Annotated in this window: 15 protein-coding genes and 1 tRNA gene; 10 read left to right on the forward strand and 6 right to left on the reverse strand. The window is 60.3% G+C overall.

Annotation, left to right across the window (positions count from 1 at the left end; genetic code table 11):
- The first annotated feature begins 133 nt into the window (after positions 1–133).
- Together Q5H92_RS23365 and Q5H92_RS23370 are read left to right on the forward strand one after the other, a co-directional pair.
- Complete coding sequence (locus Q5H92_RS23365; protein WP_305013990.1) at positions 134–1492, forward strand: Pycsar system effector family protein; 1359 nt, start codon at positions 134–136, stop codon at positions 1490–1492.
- A gap of 31 nt (positions 1493–1523) precedes the next feature.
- Positions 1524–1595, forward strand: a tRNA-Arg gene (locus tag Q5H92_RS23370).
- Between the two features lie 43 nt (positions 1596–1638).
- Here the strand turns inward: Q5H92_RS23370 and Q5H92_RS23375 are convergent.
- Both Q5H92_RS23375 and Q5H92_RS23380 read right to left on the reverse strand, forming a co-directional pair.
- On the reverse strand, positions 1639–2151 hold the full coding sequence (locus Q5H92_RS23375; RefSeq protein ID WP_305013991.1) for an HNH endonuclease signature motif containing protein: 513 nt from the start codon (positions 2149–2151) through the stop codon (positions 1639–1641).
- 18 nt (positions 2152–2169) lie between these two features.
- On the reverse strand, positions 2170–4194 hold the full coding sequence (locus tag Q5H92_RS23380; protein WP_305013992.1) for an IPT/TIG domain-containing protein: 2025 nt from the start codon (positions 4192–4194) through the stop codon (positions 2170–2172).
- A 97-nt stretch (positions 4195–4291) separates the two neighbouring features.
- Here Q5H92_RS23380 and Q5H92_RS23385 point away from each other — a divergent pair, with 97 nt between their 5' ends.
- Positions 4292–6601, forward strand: coding sequence for a GH92 family glycosyl hydrolase (locus tag Q5H92_RS23385; RefSeq protein WP_305013993.1), 2310 nt, complete (start codon positions 4292–4294; stop codon positions 6599–6601).
- Positions 6602–7379: 778 nt separating this feature from the next.
- Positions 7380–7778, forward strand: coding sequence for a hypothetical protein (locus tag Q5H92_RS23390; RefSeq protein ID WP_305013994.1), 399 nt, complete (start codon positions 7380–7382; stop codon positions 7776–7778).
- A gap of 152 nt (positions 7779–7930) precedes the next feature.
- Here the strand turns inward: Q5H92_RS23390 and Q5H92_RS23395 are convergent, their stop codons facing one another.
- Positions 7931–8335, reverse strand: coding sequence for a hypothetical protein (locus Q5H92_RS23395; protein WP_305013995.1), 405 nt, complete (start codon positions 8333–8335; stop codon positions 7931–7933).
- A gap of 561 nt (positions 8336–8896) precedes the next feature.
- Here Q5H92_RS23395 and Q5H92_RS23400 point away from each other — a divergent pair.
- The gene (locus Q5H92_RS23400) at positions 8897–9829 is read left to right on the forward strand and encodes a DNA adenine methylase (RefSeq protein WP_305013996.1); all 933 of its coding nucleotides are present in this window, start codon (positions 8897–8899) and stop codon (positions 9827–9829) included.
- A gap of 20 nt (positions 9830–9849) precedes the next feature.
- Here the strand turns inward: Q5H92_RS23400 and Q5H92_RS23405 are convergent, their stop codons facing one another.
- The 3 genes from Q5H92_RS23405 to Q5H92_RS23415 all read right to left on the reverse strand — a co-directional run bounded on the left by Q5H92_RS23405 (position 9850) and on the right by Q5H92_RS23415 (position 11582).
- On the reverse strand, positions 9850–10281 hold the full coding sequence (locus Q5H92_RS23405) for a hypothetical protein (protein ID WP_305013997.1): 432 nt from the start codon (positions 10279–10281) through the stop codon (positions 9850–9852).
- 76 nt (positions 10282–10357) lie between these two features.
- Positions 10358–10597, reverse strand: coding sequence for a helix-turn-helix domain-containing protein (locus Q5H92_RS23410; RefSeq protein ID WP_305013998.1), 240 nt, complete (start codon positions 10595–10597; stop codon positions 10358–10360).
- A gap of 304 nt (positions 10598–10901) precedes the next feature.
- On the reverse strand, positions 10902–11582 hold the full coding sequence (locus Q5H92_RS23415) for a PA2169 family four-helix-bundle protein (RefSeq protein WP_305013999.1): 681 nt from the start codon (positions 11580–11582) through the stop codon (positions 10902–10904).
- Between the two features lie 362 nt (positions 11583–11944).
- On the opposite strand from Q5H92_RS23415, the gene Q5H92_RS23420 reads away from it, so the two are divergent.
- The 5 genes from Q5H92_RS23420 (at position 11945) to Q5H92_RS23440 (ending at position 18663) form a co-directional block, all read left to right on the forward strand.
- The gene (locus Q5H92_RS23420; protein WP_305014000.1) at positions 11945–12997 is read left to right on the forward strand and encodes a hypothetical protein; all 1053 of its coding nucleotides are present in this window, start codon (positions 11945–11947) and stop codon (positions 12995–12997) included.
- 12 nt (positions 12998–13009) lie between these two features.
- The gene (locus Q5H92_RS23425) at positions 13010–13459 is read left to right on the forward strand and encodes a hypothetical protein (RefSeq protein ID WP_305014001.1); all 450 of its coding nucleotides are present in this window, start codon (positions 13010–13012) and stop codon (positions 13457–13459) included.
- A gap of 44 nt (positions 13460–13503) precedes the next feature.
- Entirely contained in the window at positions 13504–15156 is a 1653-nt protein-coding gene (locus tag Q5H92_RS23430; RefSeq protein WP_305014002.1) for a sensor histidine kinase, read from the forward strand.
- Positions 15157–15239: 83 nt separating this feature from the next.
- A complete protein-coding gene (locus tag Q5H92_RS23435; protein WP_305014003.1) occupies positions 15240–16556 on the forward strand; it encodes an Ig-like domain-containing domain in 1317 nt (438 codons plus the stop codon).
- Positions 16557–17097: 541 nt separating this feature from the next.
- Entirely contained in the window at positions 17098–18663 is a 1566-nt protein-coding gene (locus Q5H92_RS23440; RefSeq protein WP_305014004.1) for a family 43 glycosylhydrolase, read from the forward strand.
- The last annotated feature ends 218 nt before the right edge of the window (positions 18664–18881 follow it).

An 18881-nucleotide genomic window follows, 5' to 3' on the forward strand; every position in this document is an offset into this window, starting at 1 on the left:
CTCCGACGGGCCGGTAGCGCCCGTTACGCAAAGCACAGCCGTGCGGTTAAGGCCGGGTTTTTAACTTACGCCCGGCGCTTCGCGTTGAAAGCCGGCGAGCCTGCCGGATGAGCCGGCCCGCGCCTCGCAAGTTATGAAAGACAGTACCCCCGAAACCATCGAAACGGCCCCCGCCCCTGCCCAGCCTGCCCCGGCGGAAACCGCCGTGCCCGCCGCTGCTGCTGGCACCGCCAGCGCCCCGGTACCGGCCGCGCCCGAGGCCGACGGCAAGCCGCCCAAAGCCAAAGCCTCACCTTTGGTGAAGGAAGCCGAAACCTACCTCACCGAGCTGTTTGCCAAGGAGATGCCGGCCCAGCTCACCTACCACTCCATCGCCCACACCGAGGCCGTGGTGAAGGAAGCCCGCGCCCTGGCCCCCGCCGCCAACCTTAGCCCCGACGACACCGAGCTGCTGCTGCTGGCCGCCTGGTTTCACGACGCCGGCTACCTCGACGTGTACGACGGCCACGAGTTCCGCAGCATGGAGCGGGCCGGCGCCTGGCTCACGGAGAAAGGCCTGGCTCCCGACCGCATCAAGCAGGTGCAGGATATGATAAAGGCTACGCACCGCGACGAAAAACCCGAAACTGAGCTGCAAAAGCTGCTCGTCGATGCCGACATGAGCAACCTGGCCCGCGATGACTTCCGCTCCCGCGCCGAGCTGCTGCGCACCGAGTGGGAGCTGGTGCTGGGCAAATCGTACTCCAACCCCGAGTGGGCCGAGCTGCAGCTCAACTTCATGCTGGCTCACAAGTACCACTCCGACGCCGGCAAGGAGCGCTACAAAAAGGATTTCAAAGCCAACATTGAGGAGCAGCGTGACGAGCTGAAAAAGCGCGAGAAGAAGGACAAGAAAAAGAACAAGGAGAAGACCGACACCTTCGCCGAGCCCAAGCGGGGCATCGAAACGATGTTCCGCACCATGTACTCGAACCACATGAAGCTGAGCGACATGGCCGACAAAAAGGCCAGCATGATGATTCAGCTCAACGCCGTGCTCATGTCGGTCATCATCACCTACCTGGGCGCCAAAATGGGCAAGGCCGGCGCCCTGGGCCCCATGATGAGCGGCAACCCTGTGCTGGGCATTCCCATCAGCATTTTGCTGGTGACGGCCCTGGGTTCGGTCATCACGGCCATCCTCTCGGCCCAGCCCGATGTGACGAGCTTTGCGTGGCTCAAGAAAAGCCCCGAAATTGCCACCAACCGCCGCGTCAACCTGCTGTTCTTCGGCCAGTTCACTAAGCTCAATCTCGACAACTTCCAGGGCGGCATGCGCGAGCTGATGCGCACGAAAGACATGCTCTACAATAACATGGTGACCGACATCTACTACCTCGGCGAGGTGCTGACGCGCAAGTACCGGCTGCTGCGCACCAGCTACACCATCTTCATGGTGGGCCTGATTCTGACGGCGCTCTCGTTCGGCATCGCGCTGCTGTATAAGATGTAGGCTGGGGCGTCCGTTCTTATCTTTGCGCTACGGCTGCGTAGTTCAACGGATAGAATAGGCGTTTCCTAAACGCTTGATATGAGTTCGATTCTCGTCGCGGCTACATTGGTTGAAAACCCGCTTTACAGTGCGTAAAGCGGGTTTTTTTATTGATTGCATGGCAAACTTTCGACGGCTGTAGCAGCAAGAATAACAGTGATAGAAAGCAAGCCGTGGTCAAACTCCCAGTGATGATTGGGGCACAGCGCCACGAGGTTGTTCAGCTTGTTTACGTCGGCCACAAAGTCGGTGGGCAGAAACTCGTTGATGGGCTTGATGTGGCACACTTCGTAATGGGTATCATAGCCGCAAACCGCGCACGCTTTGGGCTGGCTTGATTTGCGATAGGCCACCCGCGCTAGGCTGCGGATTTGGGCTGCGTATTGCTGCAGCGCCTTCGCTTTGAGTTGCTGTAGCGGCACCAGTCGCCAATCAACGAAGCTGGGGTTGCAGCTGTCGCATGTGGTTCGGCGGGTTTGCAGTGCCGTGCCACAATGTTTGCATTGTCGAGCCAAACGCTTGCGGCTGGGAAACAAGCTTCCATTTACCCGATTAGCGCAAGACCGGGAGCAATACTTGGCATTAGCCGTGAGGGTACCGCAGTGCAGGCAGGTGTTCATGCGTCAGATTAGTTAGCCCTACTCAACCACCACGCGGCACCGCACAACCGCTTGCCCCGCCGGCAAAAGCGCCAACTGGTACACGCCCGGCGCGAGGCCCTGCACCGACACCCGGGCGCGGCGCCCCGCAAACTGCTGGCGCCGCACCACCTGGCCGAGGATGTTGCGCAGTTCCGCCTGCGTGGGGCCGCTGAGGCGCATGGTTTCGGGCAGCCGCACCTGCAGCGCCCCGCCCCAGGCCGTGGGGTTGGGCCATACATCTACGGCCGCCTCGGCGGGGAGCACCCTGGGTAGGCCCTGCACCTGAAACGTAGGGCCCGCGGCGCTCTGGCCGGCAGCGGTGCGCACACTGACGGTACCCGAACCAGCGCCCACGGGCACGGTAGCCCGTAATTGGGAGGTGGAGCGGACGGTGAACGCCGGCGATGGCACGCCGTTGAACAGCACGGCCGTCACGTTGGAAAGGTGCTGCCCGGTGAGCGACACCACCTGCCCCGTGACCCCGGTGCTCGGCACCACGGTGCGCAGCAGCGGCGGGCCGGCCGAGAGCCGCGCAATAAAGTGGTTCCAGCGGTTGGAGTCGCCGGCCAGCACGTTCAGGCCCAGGCGGGCCGAGTCGCTCTCGAACCAACCGCTGAGCACCACGTCGTCGGTGGGGCCGGCCAGGGCCAGGCCGTCCACGTGGTCGTTGCCGCGGCTGGCGCCGCCCACGGCCCACTGGTAAGTGCCCATGGAGTCGAGTTTGGCCACGAACATATCGACCACGCCGAGGCTCAGGCCCTGGTGCGGTAGCAGGAACGGCCCGAACTGCGCCAGCACCTCGCGGTATTGGCCGGCTACGTAGGCGGCGCCGCTGGCATCGACCACGATGGCGTTGCCGAAATCTTCCTGAGTGCCGCCGCCGGTGGCCACCCACTGAAAAGTGCCGCGGCCATCGAGGCGGGCCACAAAAACATCGGACATGCCGTAGCTGGGGTTTACGCGTAGCGGGCCAAACTGCGCCCCCGAGCTGTAGAAAGTGCCCGTGACGCAGGCGTGGCCAGTGGCATCGGCGGCCAGGCTCAGGCCCGCGTCTTCGTCGGCCCCACCGGCCCGGCGGGCCCACTGCCAGGCCCCGGTGGTGGCGTTGAGCTGGGCGACCAGAATATCGATGCTGCCCGCGCTGGTGAGGTTGGTGTTGCCAAAAGCCACGGTGTGGGCAAAGAGCCCGGTGATGAACACATTGCCCCGGTTATCGACGGCCACGTCCCGGCCTTCGGCCACTTCGTCGATGGCCGCTACCAGAGGCCCGCCTGAGCTGGCCCATTGCCAAGCGCCGGCGCTATCCAGCCGGGCCACAAACACATTGCGGATGGACTGCCCCGGCCCGGCGGAGTTGGGCAGCACCGTGGTGCCAAACGTGGCGCTGGGCCCGTTGAAAGTCCCCGTGATGAACACACCCGCTTGCGCATCAAGCGCAATGGCACTGATGCCCACCTGCGTACCGCTGCCCAGGCTCACCCAGCGCCAGCGGCCGGTGCCGTCCAGCTTGGCCACAAATGGGGCGCCGGTGGCGGGACTGCTCACGCGGACGGTGCCGAACGACAGGGTGCCACCGCCCACGAATCCGGTGAGGTACACTGAGCCGGCCGCGTCCACGGCAATGTCGGAGCCGGTAGCCCCGGTGTTGCCGCCGATTTGCTGCGCCCACAGGCACTGGCCCGTGGGGCCGAACTTGGCCACGTACAGGTTGGTCGTCAGCAGGCCGGGCGTGGTGAGCGTGAAGGCGCCAAAGTGGGTGGTGTCGTGGAAATAGCCCGTCACGTAGGTATTGCCCTGAGCATCGGCGGCAATGCGGTTGTTGGATTCGTCTACGGGCCCGCTGGCGGTGGCGTAGTCGAAGCCCGGAAACTGCGCCTGGGCCACGAAGGTTAGCAGCGCCAATAAAACGGTGAGCAGCCCGGCCCGCAGCCAGAGCCGCCGGGCTTTGGAACAACAGGCCGAAAATGCAGGAAACAGATTGCTGTTCAGGCGGCAGCGGCAATTGGTAGAAGTTGTATTCATTAGGTGTGTAGAAAGAAAGGCTGCTAAAGGGGGCATTTCAGCGCGTTAAAAGTAAGCCGGCAAACGGCCTTTTTAGCCGCGCTGCCTACTTTGCTGCATGAAGCAACTTCTGATGCCTTTGCTGCTGCTCACCACAGCTTCCGCCTTCGCCCAAAAAGCCCCTGCCGCGCCCGAAAACCTCGTCCAATACGCCCACCCCATGGTGGGCACGCAGAAGATGGGCCACACCTACCCCGGTGCCACCGTGCCCTTCGGCATGGTGCAGCTCTCGCCCGATACCGACACTATTAGCTACGAGCAGAACGGCAAGTACAACCCCGACATCTACAAGTACTGCGCGGGCTATAACTACGACGACAAAACCATCGTCGGCTTCAGCCACACGCACTTCAGTGGGACGGGGCACTCCGATTTGGGCGACTTCCTCATCATGCCCACCACCGGCCCGCTGCAGCTCAACCCCGGCACCGCCGACCGGCCCCGGAGCGGCTACCGCTCCGCCTTCTCGCACCAGAACGAGGTGGCCGAACCCGCTTACTACAAGGTAAAGCTCGACGACCACAACATCCTCGCCGAGCTCACCGCCACCACCCGCGTGGGCTTCCACCAGTACACGTTTCCGGGTACCGAACCGGCGCACGTCATCCTCGATATGATGGCCGGCATTTATAACTACCCCGATAAGAACGTGTGGAGTTACGTGCGCATCGAAAACGACTCGCTCGTGACCGGGTACCGCCAGACCACCGGCTGGGGCCGCACCCGCACCGAGTACTTCGCCATGCAGTTCTCGAAGCCCTTCCGCAGCTATGGCGCGAAGAAATACGATGCGAAGGAAACTTACCGGGGCTTCTGGGGCCGCTTCGACCAGAGCAAGAACTGGCCCGAGCAGGCCGGCCGCCAGTTGCGTCTCTACTTTGATTTCAGCACCGTGGCGGGCGAGAAAATCAAAGTCAAGTTTGCCCTTTCGCCCGTGAGCATGGCCGGGGCCGTGGCCAACATGCGCGCCGAACTGCCCGGCTGGAACTTCGACCAGACCCGCCGCGCCGGCCAGCAGCTCTGGCAGCAGGAGCTGAGTAAAATCACCATCCAAACGCCCAACCGGGCTGATAAGGAGAACTTCTACACGGCCCTCTACCACGCCTGCCTCAGCCCCACCGTGTACCAGGACGCCGACGGCCAGTACCGCGGCCTCGACCAGCAAACCCACCGTGCCGAGGGCTTCACCAACTACACCACCTTTTCGCTCTGGGACACCTTTCGGGCCCTGCACCCGCTCTTCAACCTCATCCAACCCAAGCGTAATGCTGACATGGTGCAGTCCATGTTGGCCCACTACGACCAGAGCGCCGAGCACATGCTGCCCGTCTGGAGCCACCACGCCAACGAAAACTGGTGCATGAGCGGCTACCACAGCGTTTCGGTCGTGGCGGATGGCGTCCTCAATGGCGCCGTGCCGCCCGCGCAGGCCGAGCGGGCCCTGGCCGCCTGCGTGGCCACCGCCCGCCACCGCTGGTACGACGGCCTGGGCGAGTATCTCGACCTCGGTTACGTGCCCAACGAGCGCAGCGGCACCTCCGTCTCCAACACCCTGGAGTTTGCCTACGACGACTGGTGCATTGCCCAGCTGGCCCGCAAGCTCGGCCACGCCGACCTGGAAAAGGAGTTCAGCAAGCGCGCCAGCTTCTGGCAGAACGTGTTCGACGCGCGCCACAACTTCATGCGCTCGCGTCTGGCCAACGGCAACTTCCGCGAGAAATTCGACGTGCTGAGCACCAACGGCCAGGGCTTCATCGAGGGCAACTCCTGGAACTACAGCCTCGCCGTGCCCCACGACCCCAAGGCCCTCATCGCCCTCATGGGCGGCAACCGCGTCTTCGTGCCCCACCTCGATTCGCTCTTCACCATGCACCTGCCCGACTCGTTCTTCGCCGAAACCGAGGACATCACCCGCGAGGGCATCATCGGGGGCTACGTGCACGGCAACGAGCCCGCCCACCACGCCGCCTACCTCTACAACTACACCGACCAGCCCTGGAAAACCCAGGCCCAGGTCCGGAACATCCTCGCCCGCCAGTACCACCCCACCCCCGACGGCCTTGGCGGCAACGACGACTGCGGCCAGATGAGCGCCTGGTACCTCTTCTCGGCCCTCGGCTTTTACCCCGTCGCCCCCGGTTCGGGCCAGTACGCGCTGGGCAGCCCCCTCGTGCACGGCGCCGTGCTGCACCTCGAAAACGGCCAGTCCTTCACCATCCAGGTCAAAAACCAAAGCCCCAAAAACGTCTACGTGCAGCAAGTCACCCTCAACGGGCAGCGGCTCACGCAGCCGTTTCTGGCGCAGCAGGACGTGGCGAAAGGCGGTACGCTGGTGTTTGTGATGGGGGCGCGGCCGGCGCGGAAGTAATTAATAGTGCGCCATGAAATGCCGTCACTTACTCGTAGCACTCTTGCCGTGGCTGATTCCAAATTTGGCGCGAGCACAACAGCATAATGTTCGCCTAACAGTAACAAAAGCTGCCTATGACACAAAAGAGGGCTTTCTGACTCTGACAGGTCAGGTGCAAAACGACGATTCCACGCGGACATTCCTGAAGCCTCAAGGAGACGGAGATTTCTGCCATCGGTTAACTTATGTAGAACTTCTTGATTCGAAGACCAAGAAGGAAAGCGTATATTTTCCCTGCAAGTGGGTTGCAGACTTAGACCACATTGCTCTCACTGATAAGAACACAGTAACCGTAGCGCCCGATAGCAGCTACAGTTTCACAATGAAGTTGAAAAGCCGAAGCTTCAATCGTCCTTTACTCCCTCGCCACTCATATAGACTAAAGCTGCATCTAAATCATCATGACATCTGCGGCGGCCAAATCTGCAAGGCATTTACCGGCACCTTAGTCTCGAATGGGTTTCCCTTTACCATTAAATAGAGCAGTCACCCTCAGCGGACAACAGCTGACGCAGCCGTTTCTGGCGCAGCAAGACGTGGCGAAGGGCGGCACGCTGGTGTTTGTGATGGGGGCGCGGCCGGCGCGGAAATAAATTATTGCCCTACTAGCAACTAATACAGCATGCTTGCCGGCCTCTTTCTCATCCCGCTGACTTTATTGCTACTGGCAGTTTGGGCGCTAACCAGGAAAGCTTTTTTTGGCAAAGCGCTGGGCGTCATCTGGCTTTCTGTCATAATGCTTGGTGTTTTCTCAACCATTGCCCGGCCCCTGTTTGAGAAGAAAGTTCTCAAGCAGAAAGACTACTATGGCGAGTACGTCATTGACCGCAGCTATTTCCCGGGCAAACAAGCCGACTGGCAATACAACAACTTCCACTTCACCATTAACCCCGATAATTCCATCCGCTTCTACTCAACTCCCAAGGATGGGCCGGCAACAGTGTATGAAGGACGTATTTCAACTTCCGCTCCCTACGGTTCCGCCCGGCTCCTTATTCACATGCCCGCGCCGACGCACCACGTTTTGGCCTCCAACCCCACCGTGTACCGCAGTATATGGAGCTTTATTCTGGTGTTCAACTCGCCCAAATTCGGCAATATGTACTTCAAGAAAGGCAAATGGCAACCGCTGTAACGCCATCGGCCGACGCTCTACAATTAACACAGCGCTACTGAAAGCAAGTTGGCATTTGCCCAATCAAAGAAGCCCCGCCGGCTCGCCCCCACTGCTGGAAACGGCCCGACGGGGCTCCTAAAAACAAGCACCGGCACTGCCGGCGTGCGACCTTAGCGCTTGTTGCGCGTGAGCAGGAACGTGAGGCCGGCGGCCAGCAGGGCAGCCACCACCACTTTCTGCGTCGTGGACAGGTCCTCGAACGCATCGACCAGCTTCTCGCCGACTTTCTTCGCGTAGTCCGGCGTGTGGTCGAGCACGGCGTCTTTGGCGTCGGCGGCTTTGTCGAACAGTTTGCTCTTGGCGTCGGCGGCCTTGTCGAGCAGGCTGTCTTTTGCATCAGCGGCCTTATCGAGCAGGTCGTCTTTCAGGTCGGCGGCTTTGTCGAGCAGGTCGTCTTTCACATCAGCGGCCTTGTCGAGCAAGTCCTTGGCTTTATCGGAGGTGGCGGAAGTCGCGTCGTCGAGCAGGTCTTTGGCTTTGTCGGCGGCGTCGTTGAGGGCTTCGGGCAATTTCATGACAGTGGGTCGTAATGGTTGAGTTTACCGCTACTTACGGCAAGACCGAAGCGCACGTTCCCAATTATTTACCTTCGGCATTGTTCAGACTCCCGCCGAACCCGCCCGCCCCGTCGTCATCCGCCTCCCCCCGGCCCCGACGGCCTACCCGATGCCGCCATCACCGAAATCCGCGTCGACTTTTCCGCCCCCATGGCCCGTTTCACCGGCACCGATTAGGGCCCCGGCGGCGCAGTCCAGTGGCCCATGGTGACGGCGCACCACATGCTAACCACCGCCCCCACCGTATACCGCGACGTGCGGAGGTTCTTCTTGGCGTTTAACCAGCCGAAGTTTGGCAACATGTACTTCAAAAAAGGAACGTGGAAACCATTATAGTTGCGCAAACCCGTAAAGGCTCACGCAGCCGTTTCCGGCGCAACAGGACGTGGCCAAGGGCGGCGTGTTGGTATTTGTGATGGGGTCACGGCCGACCAAGTAAACACTAACGCTTGCTGTATCTCAAACAACAAAAGATACTTATTGTCTACTAATCCATCCACTGACCTGTATCTTTGAGCTATGGACTTGTTTGAGGAAATGCAGGGCGCAAAGCCATTTTTAAAATGGGCGGGTGGCAAGCGTCAGCTGATTCCCGCCATTCAAGCCGCCCTGCCGGACAGCCTACGCCATGCGCATAACCTGACCTATGTCGAGCCATTTATTGGCGGCGGGGCGGTGCTGTTCTGGATGCTTCAAGCTTATCCCAATATTCGGCAGGCCATTATCAACGACATTAACCCTGACCTGGCAACCGCCTATCAGGTCGTTCAGCAGCGCCCGCAGGAATTAATCAAAGCCCTGATGGCTATCCAAGAGGCTTACTATCGCCTGCCTTCCGAAATAGTCCGTCGCGCTTACTTTGAGGAGCTACGCGCCGAGTTCAACACGCGGCCACTGGAGGCCGTGCGCAATACTGCCGTGCTCATATTCCTCAACCGGACTTGTTTCAATGGCCTCTATCGCGTCAATAGCAAAGGCGGGTTCAACGTGCCGTTTGGGCGCTACGAACAGCCGGCTATTTGCCACCCGCAAACCATTCTGGCCGATAGCCAGCTGCTGGCCCGCGTCACTATCCTGCAGGGCGATTTTGCGCAGGTCCTGGACCACGCGCCCGCCAACAGCTTCTTCTATTTCGACCCGCCTTACAAGCCGCTGAGCAAGACTGCCGCTTTCAACGCCTACGCTACCGAAACCTTCGATGCCACCTCGCAGGAGCGGTTGGCCACCTTCTGCCGCGAGCTGGATGCACGAGGAAACCAGTGGCTCCTGAGCAACTCGGACCCGCAAAACACCGATGCCGCCGATTCTTATTTTGATGATTTGTATGCCGATTTCACCATCCGGCGAATTCAGGCCAAGCGGCACATCAATTCCAAAGCAGAGGGCCGAGGCAAAATAAGTGAGCTATTGATTAGCAACTACGTGCCCGCGCCGGAAGCGCAATTTGCCTAATTCCGCTGGCTCGCAACTACTCACAACCCTAATTCTTCCAGCGGAATTTCCTTGAAGAAATAGCGACAGCCCACTTCCTCAATGTATTCCAGCACATCGCGGTAAGACGGGTCCCGAAACCAGTCATTCAGCAGGTAATAAAATTCTACGCGCAGGCCCAACGGGGCCACTAGCTTCTCGTATTGCCGCTTTTTGAAATGGCAGGTTTGGAGCTTCTCATCTACCGAGCCCGAACCAGCCTGGAATTTCTTCTCGATGATGTACAGCGTACCGCCGACCAAAACGGCTCCATCGGGCAATAGCCGCTTGCTTACCAGTTGCGTGTAATCAATGCCCCGGGCCGCTAGCAGATTTTTGTAGAGCTTGTTTTTTTCAAACAATACGCCCACCGGCAACGTCGTAGCCCGGTCCACCACGGTATCGCCGTGTAGCGCATAGCGTGGATGTTCCAAGAATGCATCACGTAATTCCGTACTGCGTTCAAATTCCAATCCATTGCGATTGGTGTTAGCACCGCCACCGGAAGTATTAAATGGGCGTATCAATAGCTGATTCGTAACGGGTAAAAAATTTCGGCAACGAAACACCCAACGTCCGGCACAAAGTCAGGATATTAAGCAGTGATGGATTTCGTTCACCGCGCTCTATTTGACCAATGTAAGTTCGATGAAAGCCGCACCGGCTAGCCAGTTCTTCCTGCGAAAGATGTTGCTCAATGCGCCAGTGGCGAACCTCTTGCCCAAATGCTTTTAATGTTTGTTCCCGCACCCTCAAAACACGCTACTTATTGTCGGCACAACAACCGACAATAAGTAGCATTTCAAACACCGCCCTTAATAGAAAAACCCGCTCGCTCCCCCACCTGAAGCGGGCGGCTTCGTTTCCAAATCTACCGAAACCTACGCCGCAGCCGGTTTCTCCTTGCCGCCCCCGCCGCCGGAGTTGATAATCTTGTGGGCCTGCGTGTAGCCGTTGTAGCGGATGGCCCAATATACTCCTCACGCAAAAAGCCCCGCCGGCCCGTCCCCGCAAAGGGTTCGGCCCGGCGGGGCTCACTCGGCAGCAACGGCAATTATTGCTGCGCTGCCAGTTGCTTCAGCTTCTTATATGTCTTCTTCGACTGGGCAAACTGCTTGCGCACCGCATCGCGGATGTCGCCTTTCAGGGCCTTGCGGCGCAGCGTCTTCTTGTAAGCTTTGATGGCCCACTTCTCGCCGTAGAGGTTGGCGGCCAGAATGGCCTTTTCGTTGCGGGCCGTCACCACGGCCTGGGCGTCCATCAGCTTGCGGTAGAGCTTGCCTTTGAAGGTGGTGCCGGTTTCGCGCTCGCCGCCCTCGCGGGTCAGGTAGCGGTTCAGCTCGTCGGCAAACTGCCGGCTCTGGCTCACCAGCTGCTGGTAGTAGGCGCGCAGGTCGCCGTCCTTGGTTTCGTCCACGGCCCGCTTGTAGCCCTCGATGCGGTCGTTCACGAACAGCAGCAGCTCGTCGAGCGCCGCCGCTTTGCGTTTGGCTTTGCCCTTTTTCTTGGGAGCTACCAGGTAGGCCAGGCCGGCTGCCAACAGTGCGCCGCCCACCACCTTCTGGGTCGTGGTCAGGTTCTTGAACGCGCCAAGGGCCTTGTCGCTGGCTTCTTTCACCGAGTCGGGCACCTGGGCCAGCAGTTCGTTGGCAGTATCGGTGGCCGCGCCAGTGGCTTGTTCGAACACGTTAGTAGCCTTATCGGCCGTATTGGGATTTATTTCGGGTGAATTCATTATCCTAAAAAACAGATGATTGTAAAACTCCCTGTCTTACGGCAGGTAGCCTTCGTGGTTCGCATTGGGCCCGAATAATGCTAGCTGGCCCTCTCTTTCCCATGATGATTCGCACTGACGCCGCCTTTAGCAAGTCAGGGTTTCCATACTGGATTGGGTAATGTCGGCTGATTGTGCCGCTGGCAATTAAAACGGCTTTTGGCACTAAAATAATTTTTTATTGAATTACCTTTGGCAAGTTGGCCTCGCCATGCGTCAATGCCTTTACAGCGCCAAACCAGTGCATCTGTCTTGGTGCCTGCCAGCGAAGGAATAATAAATTACCTCTGGTTCTGCTCTGTTCTAAATGTGACGTATTGCGTATGAAAACAACCCATTACTCCATTGCTATTCTGCTGCTGGGCCTGCTGCTGGGCGCCGCGCCGCGGGCCCGGGCCCAAACCCAACGCACGGACATCCGGGGCTTCGTGGATGCCCTGGCCTACTATCAGGATGGCAAGGTTAGCTTTGGCCTGGGCGAGCAGGACTTGTTTATCACGTCGGTGATAACGGAGCGGCTGTCGTTTCTGGGCGAAACCGTGTTCAAGTTTTCGCCCGATTCGCCCACCGATTTCAACATCAGCGTCGAGCGCATTATCCTCAAATACAACTACGCCGGCAACCACAGCGTGCTGCTGGGCAAGCACCACACGCCCATCAACTACTGGAACGACACCTACCACCACGGCCGGGTCTTCTTCCCCACCATCGAGCGGCCCCTGCTATTTGCCCAGGGCATCATTCCGCTGCACACCACCGGCGTGAGCCTGCAGGGCCAGAACCTGGGCGCCCTGCGCTTCGGCTACGACGCCATGGTGGGCAACGGCATCGGCTCGGGGGATGTGGTGGACAACAACCCCGTGAAATCCCTCACGCTGGCCGTGCACGTGAAGCCCACCGACGGCATGCGCCTGGGCGCTTCGTATTACCACGACGCCATCTCGAAGGGCAGCACCGCCCACAACCACGGGGGCGGGCTGACGCCGGTGGCCCTCACCCGCGTCAACCAGGATATCCTGACGGGCTCCATTGCCTACAACGACTCGGTTTTCTCCAAGAAGTTTGAGCTGCTGGCCGAAACCAGCATGGTCAACAACCGCTCCGACAGCCTGGGCACGCAGCGCGCCATGGCCACCTACGTGTACGCGGGCCTGCGCCTCACCGACAAGATTATTCCCTACGTCCGCGTCGATGACATCCGGTTCACCGAGAACCGGGAGGTGTACTTCATGGACAACAAAACCCAGTCTTTCGTGGGGGGCCTGCGCTACGAAATGAGCTACCTGGCCGTGCTGAAACTGGAGTACCAGCGCACCAAAAGCCACATGTACCCCACGGCCGACAAGGTAACCTTTCAAATCGCCGTTGGCTTTTAACTCGTGATGCACATGGCCTGGCTTTCCCGACTGACGTTTTTTCTCCTTCTCTTCCTCCTCGTGGCGGGCCGTGCCCCGGCCTGGGCGCAGGACCAGAACCTCGTGATTATTGGCAACGGCAAGGGCGTGCCCAGCGAAATGAAGCTGGCCCAGCTGAAGGCTACCATGCGCGGCGAAAAACTGCGCTGGCCCGACGGCAGCAAGGTGGTCATCGCCCTGCTGAAAACCACCACGCCCATTGGCCAGAGCACCAGCCGAAAAATCTACAACATGAGCGCCAACGAGCTGAATAAGTACTGGCTGGCCCTCGTGTTTCAGGGCAAGGCCGACGCGCCCAACTTCTTCAACTCCGAAGCCGAGCTGGCCGAATTCGTGGCCCAGACCGCCGGCGCCATCGGCGTGGTGAACCAGCCCGTGCCCAGCAGCAAAACCATCACCATCGAAGGCAAGAAGTCCATTTAAGCACCGCCCCAACCCCTTCTGCTCCTAAATTAAGCGGGCCCGCCATGGTACAGAGCTTCCGTCATCCGGCCATTCGGCGCATCGGCCGTCACTTGCGCCTCACGGTCAAGACCAAAATCTGGCTGGCCGTGACGAGCATCGTGCTGCTGTTCTCGTTTTTTGTGCTCCTCTACTTGCCCGTCATTCAGGAGCGCAGCCTGCTGAACAACTTCAACAAGGACGTGCAAAACCACGCCAACACCGTGGCGCTGGGCGTGAAAATCGCCATGACCGAGCAGAACTTCCAGGGTGTGCAAACGGCCATGGACTTCGTGAAGAAGGACCCGCTGCTGCAGTTCGTGAGCCTGCTCCAGACCGACACCGTCTGGAACGCGACCCACACCCGGTTCCGCATCAAGCGCGCGGAATTCAAAACCTACCCCGAGCGCAAAAAGATTGACGTCGAGGCCGCTTCCAACGACTCCACGGTGGTGAAGCGCACCGCTTTCCGCACGCCCATGATGAGCGGCGAAATCATGCTGGCCTTCTCCACCCGCGAAATCGTGCAAAGCAAGCGGCAGATTCGCATTACCTCGCTGTTTTTCAGCCTCCTGGTGTTCAGCATCGGCATCGGCATCGGTTTCGTGCTGGCCCGCAACATCTCGGTGCCGGTGCTCAAGCTGCGCGACGCCGCCACCAAAGTGGGCCGCGGCGACCTCACCCAGCGCGTGGCCAGCAACTCGCACGACGAGATTGGCGAGCTGGGCGTTGCCTTCAACAAAATGGTGACCGACCTGGAAACCACCCGCCAGCAGCTCGAAGCCCGCACCAGCGAGCTGATGGTGGAAAAGCGCAAGTCCGACGAGTTGCTCGAAGGCCTCCAGCGCACCCTGGCCGACCTGCGCGACACCCAGGAGCAGCTCATCCGGCAGGAAAAGCTGGCGTCCATCGGCCAGCTCACCAAGGGCTTGGTCGACCGCCTGCTGAACCCGCTGAGCTACGTCAACAATTTCTCGGACGTCTCGACCGAGCTGCTGGCCGAGTGCCGCGAACTGCTCGCTGCCGCGCCCTACGCCGCCGATGAGCACCTGCAGGCCGAACTGGTACCCTTGCTGGAGATGGTGGAAAGCAATATCGGCAAAATCAAGCAGCACGGTTCCAGCCTCACCCGCATCGTGCGCAGCATGGACAAGCTGCTGCAAACCAAATCCACCCAGTTCGTGGACACCGACCCCAACGCGTTTGTGGAGGAGCAGCTGGCCGCGTACCGGCAGGAGCTGGACGACGCCTACCGGGCCATTCCGCTAGCGCTGGTGAAGGGCGACAATTTGGAGACTATGACCATCCGAATGGTGCCCACGGAGATGAGTGCGGTTCTGTTCAGCCTGCTCAACAACGCGATGTACGCCGTGCACGAAAAGGCCTTGCGCAACCCCGATTTCCGGGCCGCGCTCACCGTGGTCACGGTTTTTCAGGAGGCGGGCGTCGAAATTCAGGTGCAGGACAATGGCGCGGGCATCTCGGCCGTGGAGCGGGAGCAGCTGTTTTCGCCCTTCTTCACCACCAAGCCCACTTCCAAAGGCACCGGCCTGGGCCTGTTCATCAGCCAGGACATCGTGAAGACGCACAGAGGCCACATCACTGTGGAATCCAGCCCGGACGTGAGCACCACGTTCACCATCAATCTGCCTGCCACCACCTCCGTGGCCGTGAGCTGAAGGATGCGGGCATTTGCCGTCCAGCCTATTTGGGAATGTTAAAAGCACGGCACGCTCTGAGTTTGGATAACCAACTTCGCGCTATGAAACCCTGCTTCTACCGTCTGCTCCTCTTGGGCCTATTCGGCGGCGCTCCCGCCTTCGCCCAAAGCACTGCCCAGCCAGTCTTCTACTCCGACCTCGACCACTTCTGGACGGCTTACGACAGCATCCGCACCACCCCCGACAGCCTCCGGCAGCTTCGGTACCTGCAGCGGCTTTTCATTGCCAACGCTACGCCCGGCCAGCAAAGCATGATGGAAGCCCGCCGCTACACCGCCCCGGAGTACATCAGCGCCATCCGGCGCTACCCCCGGTTCTGGAATTCGCTGCGGCCCTACACGCGGCAGGCCCCGGCCGTAGCCACCGGCCTCGCGCCATACCTCACGAAGCTCCGGCAGCTCTACCCCGCCCTGCGCCCGGCCCCCATCTACTTCACCGTGGGCCTGTTTCGCTCCGGCGGCACCATCAAGGATGGCGCGGTCCTCATCGGCTCCGAACTCACCCTGGGCGGGGCGGGCGTCGACCTCTCGGAGTTTCCGCCCGGCCTGCGCGCCACCCTCGCCCGCAGCTACCAGGGCGATGCCGTGCCCAAAGCCGTGCTCACCAACGTGCACGAATACGTGCACACCCAGCAGAAGCTCCCCGGCGACCCGCTCCTAAGCCTGGCCCTCTACGAAGGCACCTGCGACCTCGTGGCTGAGCTCGTGACCGGCCGCGTGCCCGCCCAGCCCTACATGGCCTACGGCCCCGCCCACGAGGCCGCGCTCAAGCAGCAGTTCAAGGCCGAAATGTTCTCGCCCGCCATCGGCAACTGGTTCTACAACCAGCAGTCCGACAACCCCGCCCACGTGTCCGACCTGGGCTATTACATGGGCTATGCCATCACAAGGGCCTACTACCGGCAAGCCAAAGACAAACCCGCCGCCCTCAAGCGCCTCATCGAGCTCGACTATGGCTCCGGCGCCGCCGTGGAAGCCCTGCTGCGCGACAGCCACTACTACCCGGAGCCGCTGGACCGCGCCCAGCTGCTGCGCGCCTACGCCGCCCGCAACCCTACCGTTGTAAGCATGACGCCCGCCCTCTCACCCGACGGCCTGCTCGATGCCTCCGTGAAGGAGCTACGCTTCACCTTCTCCGCCCCTATGGGGCCCTACACGGGCACCGGCTACGGCCCCGGCGGCAAAGACCAGTTCCCCGTCACGGGCCGCACCGGTTTTTCCGCCGACCGCAAATCCTACACCTACCGGGTCACTCTGCAGCCCGGCCGCACCTACGGCTTCACTCTCGAAAGCGGCTTCCAAGCCCTCGATGGTCACCCATTGGTGCCTTACGTGGTGCAGTTTCGGACGCGGGAATAGCGGGGTTCAACGGACGAACATCCACGCTGCGGCTCTGGCAAGAAAGGTTCAGCAGTCTTAATGGATTAGAGGCGACTTGTTCCCTATTCCCAAGCCCCACCCATCGAAAACTGACAATTTGTGAAGGTTAGCCCCTCCATTTCGCAAGTTACAGCCGATAAAAACTACCCTTATTCGCCATTACCCCCTCGTCAAAAAGCCCAAATACAGAACAATTGAATTTGGTCGTTCTTTGCAAAATGTAATTTTCATCTTTCCTAACCCTGCTTTAGGTGCCAGCCTGGCCCCAAATCTGCTTACGTATTTCCCAACCTTAAGCAAGCTGGCATATAGCCTTTTTCAATTACGCAGGGCTATTCGTCGATTAATACCCTACGTGTTTATTCGTAATTAATTCGCTTAGCGAAACGACGCACTCGCCGATTATTTCAGGTGGCTCGTCCTAAAAAATTCCTGTTTCGACGCCGATTTTAAATTAAACGCCTACCTTGCTAGCATGAAAAGCTGTTCCCTACGGGGAAAGCTTTCTTTTCTATCCTCTTTGCACCCTCCCACCGTGTCCATCGAACTAGAATTCACCGCCCCGCTGGCCCCCGTTTCCGTAGGCGCCGCCCCCCAAACGTTGCCGGCCCGCATCAGCTACGACCACGTCGTGCTCCCCGGCGACTTCCCCGACCCCACCGTCACCAAAATTGGCGACACCTACTGGGCCAGCGCCACCACCGCCGAGTGGGGCGCCATCTTCCCCATCTTCTCCTCGAAGAATCTGCTCGACTGGGAACTGGTCGGCCACGTCTTCCCCGACCGGCAGCCCGACTGGGCCAGCTCCAACTTCTGGGCCCCCGAGTTTCACCACGAAAACGGCCGCACCTTCATGTACTACACCGCCCGCAGCAAGCAGGGCGGCATGCTGTGCGTAGCCGTAGCCAGCGCCGACCACCCCGCCGGCCCCTACCGCGACCACGGCATCCTGGTAGGCCAGGAAGCCGGCTCCATCGACGGCTTCGCTATGCCCGATGAGCACGGCGACCTCTATCTCGTCTGGAAGGAAGACGGCAACTCCTGCCAGCAGGAAACCCCCATCTGGGCCCAGCGCCTCAACCCCGAGCGCACTGCCCTCATCGGCGAAGCCACCGAGCTGTTTACCAATGATGTGAAATGGGAAGGCCCGCTGGTGGAAGGCTCGGCCCTGGTGCGCCACAACGGTTGGTTCTACCACTTCTATGCTGGCAACAGCTGCTGCGGCAAGGGTTGCAACTATGCCACCGGCGTGGCCCGCTCGCGCACGCTGCTCGGCCCCTGGGAAAAGCACCCGCAAAACCCCATTCTCGACCGCAACAACGTTTGGAAATGCCCCGGCCATGGGACGGTGACCGAACTAGATGGCCGCTGGTTCCTGCTCCACCACGCCTACTTGGCCGATAGCCACGAGTTCGTGGGCCGCCAGGGCCTGCTGAGTGAGTTCACCTGGAACGCCCAGGAGTGGCCCGAGTTCGTGAACCGCAGCCCTCAGGCCGCCCCCCTCACTGACGTGACGCGCCTCAACGTGGCTGAGGAGTTCGAGGGCGACCAGCTCGGCCTCGAATGGCAGTGGCCCATCACGGCGCCCAAGCCGCACACCGCCATGCGCGGCGGCCAGTTGCATCTCGCCGCCGGTTCTTCGCGCCTCGGCAATCTGGTGGCCCGGCGCACCCATGTAGCCACATACAAGGCTGCCACTACCCTCGATTTCGCCAACCTGCCCGTCGATACCTACGCCGGCATTGCCGCCGTAGGCGACCCCTACAATGCCCTGGCCCTGATGGCCGGCAACGGCCAGGTCCAAATCTGGCACGTCAAAAGTGGCAAGCAGCAGTGCCTGGCTCAGCTCTTTGTCGAGCCCTGCGACACCCTCACGTTGCGCCTTGAAGTGTGGGGTGGCCAGCGCTACCGCTTCGCCTACAGCACCGATGGCGCCACCTGGCAGCCCCTGCCCACCGAAAGCTTCTCCCTCAACGGCACCTACCTTCCGCCTTGGGACCGCGGCGTGCGCGTGGCCCTCGTAGCCCAGGGCGCCGAAGGCACGGCGGCGGTGTTCAACAACTTCATCGTGCGCAACAAGCGGTAAGCTGATTACAGTAGTAACAAACAGGCCCGGCTATCCTATGATGGCCGGGCCTGTTTGTGCCAATAGAACGGTGTAGAGACGCGACGCTTCGCGTCTCGTCGTTGGACAGCTTATGCCCGAACATCACCCAAATGGCGCGAACAATAAGACGCGAAGTGTCGCGGCTCTACATGACGTTCTTACGCCCCCATAAATAAAAAAACGCCCGACACATCAGT

The organism is Hymenobacter mellowenesis, from assembly GCF_030581005.1.
GTDB lineage: Bacteria > Bacteroidota > Bacteroidia > Cytophagales > Hymenobacteraceae > Hymenobacter > Hymenobacter mellowenesis.

Bases quoted from the DNA above. Each gene is read 5' to 3' on its own strand.
- Q5H92_RS23400 (WP_305013996.1), top strand. From the start codon at position 8,897: ATGGACTTGTTTGAGGAAATGCAGGGCGCAAAGCCATTTTTAAAATGG.
- Q5H92_RS23430 (WP_305014002.1), top strand. From the start codon at position 13,504: ATGGTACAGAGCTTCCGTCATCCGGCCATTCGGCGCATCGGCCGTCAC.
- Q5H92_RS23385 (WP_305013993.1), top strand. From the start codon at position 4,292: ATGAAGCAACTTCTGATGCCTTTGCTGCTGCTCACCACAGCTTCCGCC.
- Q5H92_RS23365 (WP_305013990.1), top strand. From the start codon at position 134: ATGAAAGACAGTACCCCCGAAACCATCGAAACGGCCCCCGCCCCTGCC.
- Q5H92_RS23380 (WP_305013992.1), bottom strand. From the start codon at position 4,194: ATGAATACAACTTCTACCAATTGCCGCTGCCGCCTGAACAGCAATCTG.
- Q5H92_RS23395 (WP_305013995.1), bottom strand. From the start codon at position 8,335: ATGAAATTGCCCGAAGCCCTCAACGACGCCGCCGACAAAGCCAAAGAC.
- Q5H92_RS23420 (WP_305014000.1), top strand. From the start codon at position 11,945: ATGAAAACAACCCATTACTCCATTGCTATTCTGCTGCTGGGCCTGCTG.
- Q5H92_RS23415 (WP_305013999.1), bottom strand. From the start codon at position 11,582: ATGAATTCACCCGAAATAAATCCCAATACGGCCGATAAGGCTACTAAC.
- Q5H92_RS23425 (WP_305014001.1), top strand. From the start codon at position 13,010: ATGGCCTGGCTTTCCCGACTGACGTTTTTTCTCCTTCTCTTCCTCCTC.
- Q5H92_RS23435 (WP_305014003.1), top strand. From the start codon at position 15,240: ATGAAACCCTGCTTCTACCGTCTGCTCCTCTTGGGCCTATTCGGCGGC.
- Q5H92_RS23375 (WP_305013991.1), bottom strand. From the start codon at position 2,151: ATGAACACCTGCCTGCACTGCGGTACCCTCACGGCTAATGCCAAGTAT.
- Q5H92_RS23390 (WP_305013994.1), top strand. From the start codon at position 7,380: ATGCTTGGTGTTTTCTCAACCATTGCCCGGCCCCTGTTTGAGAAGAAA.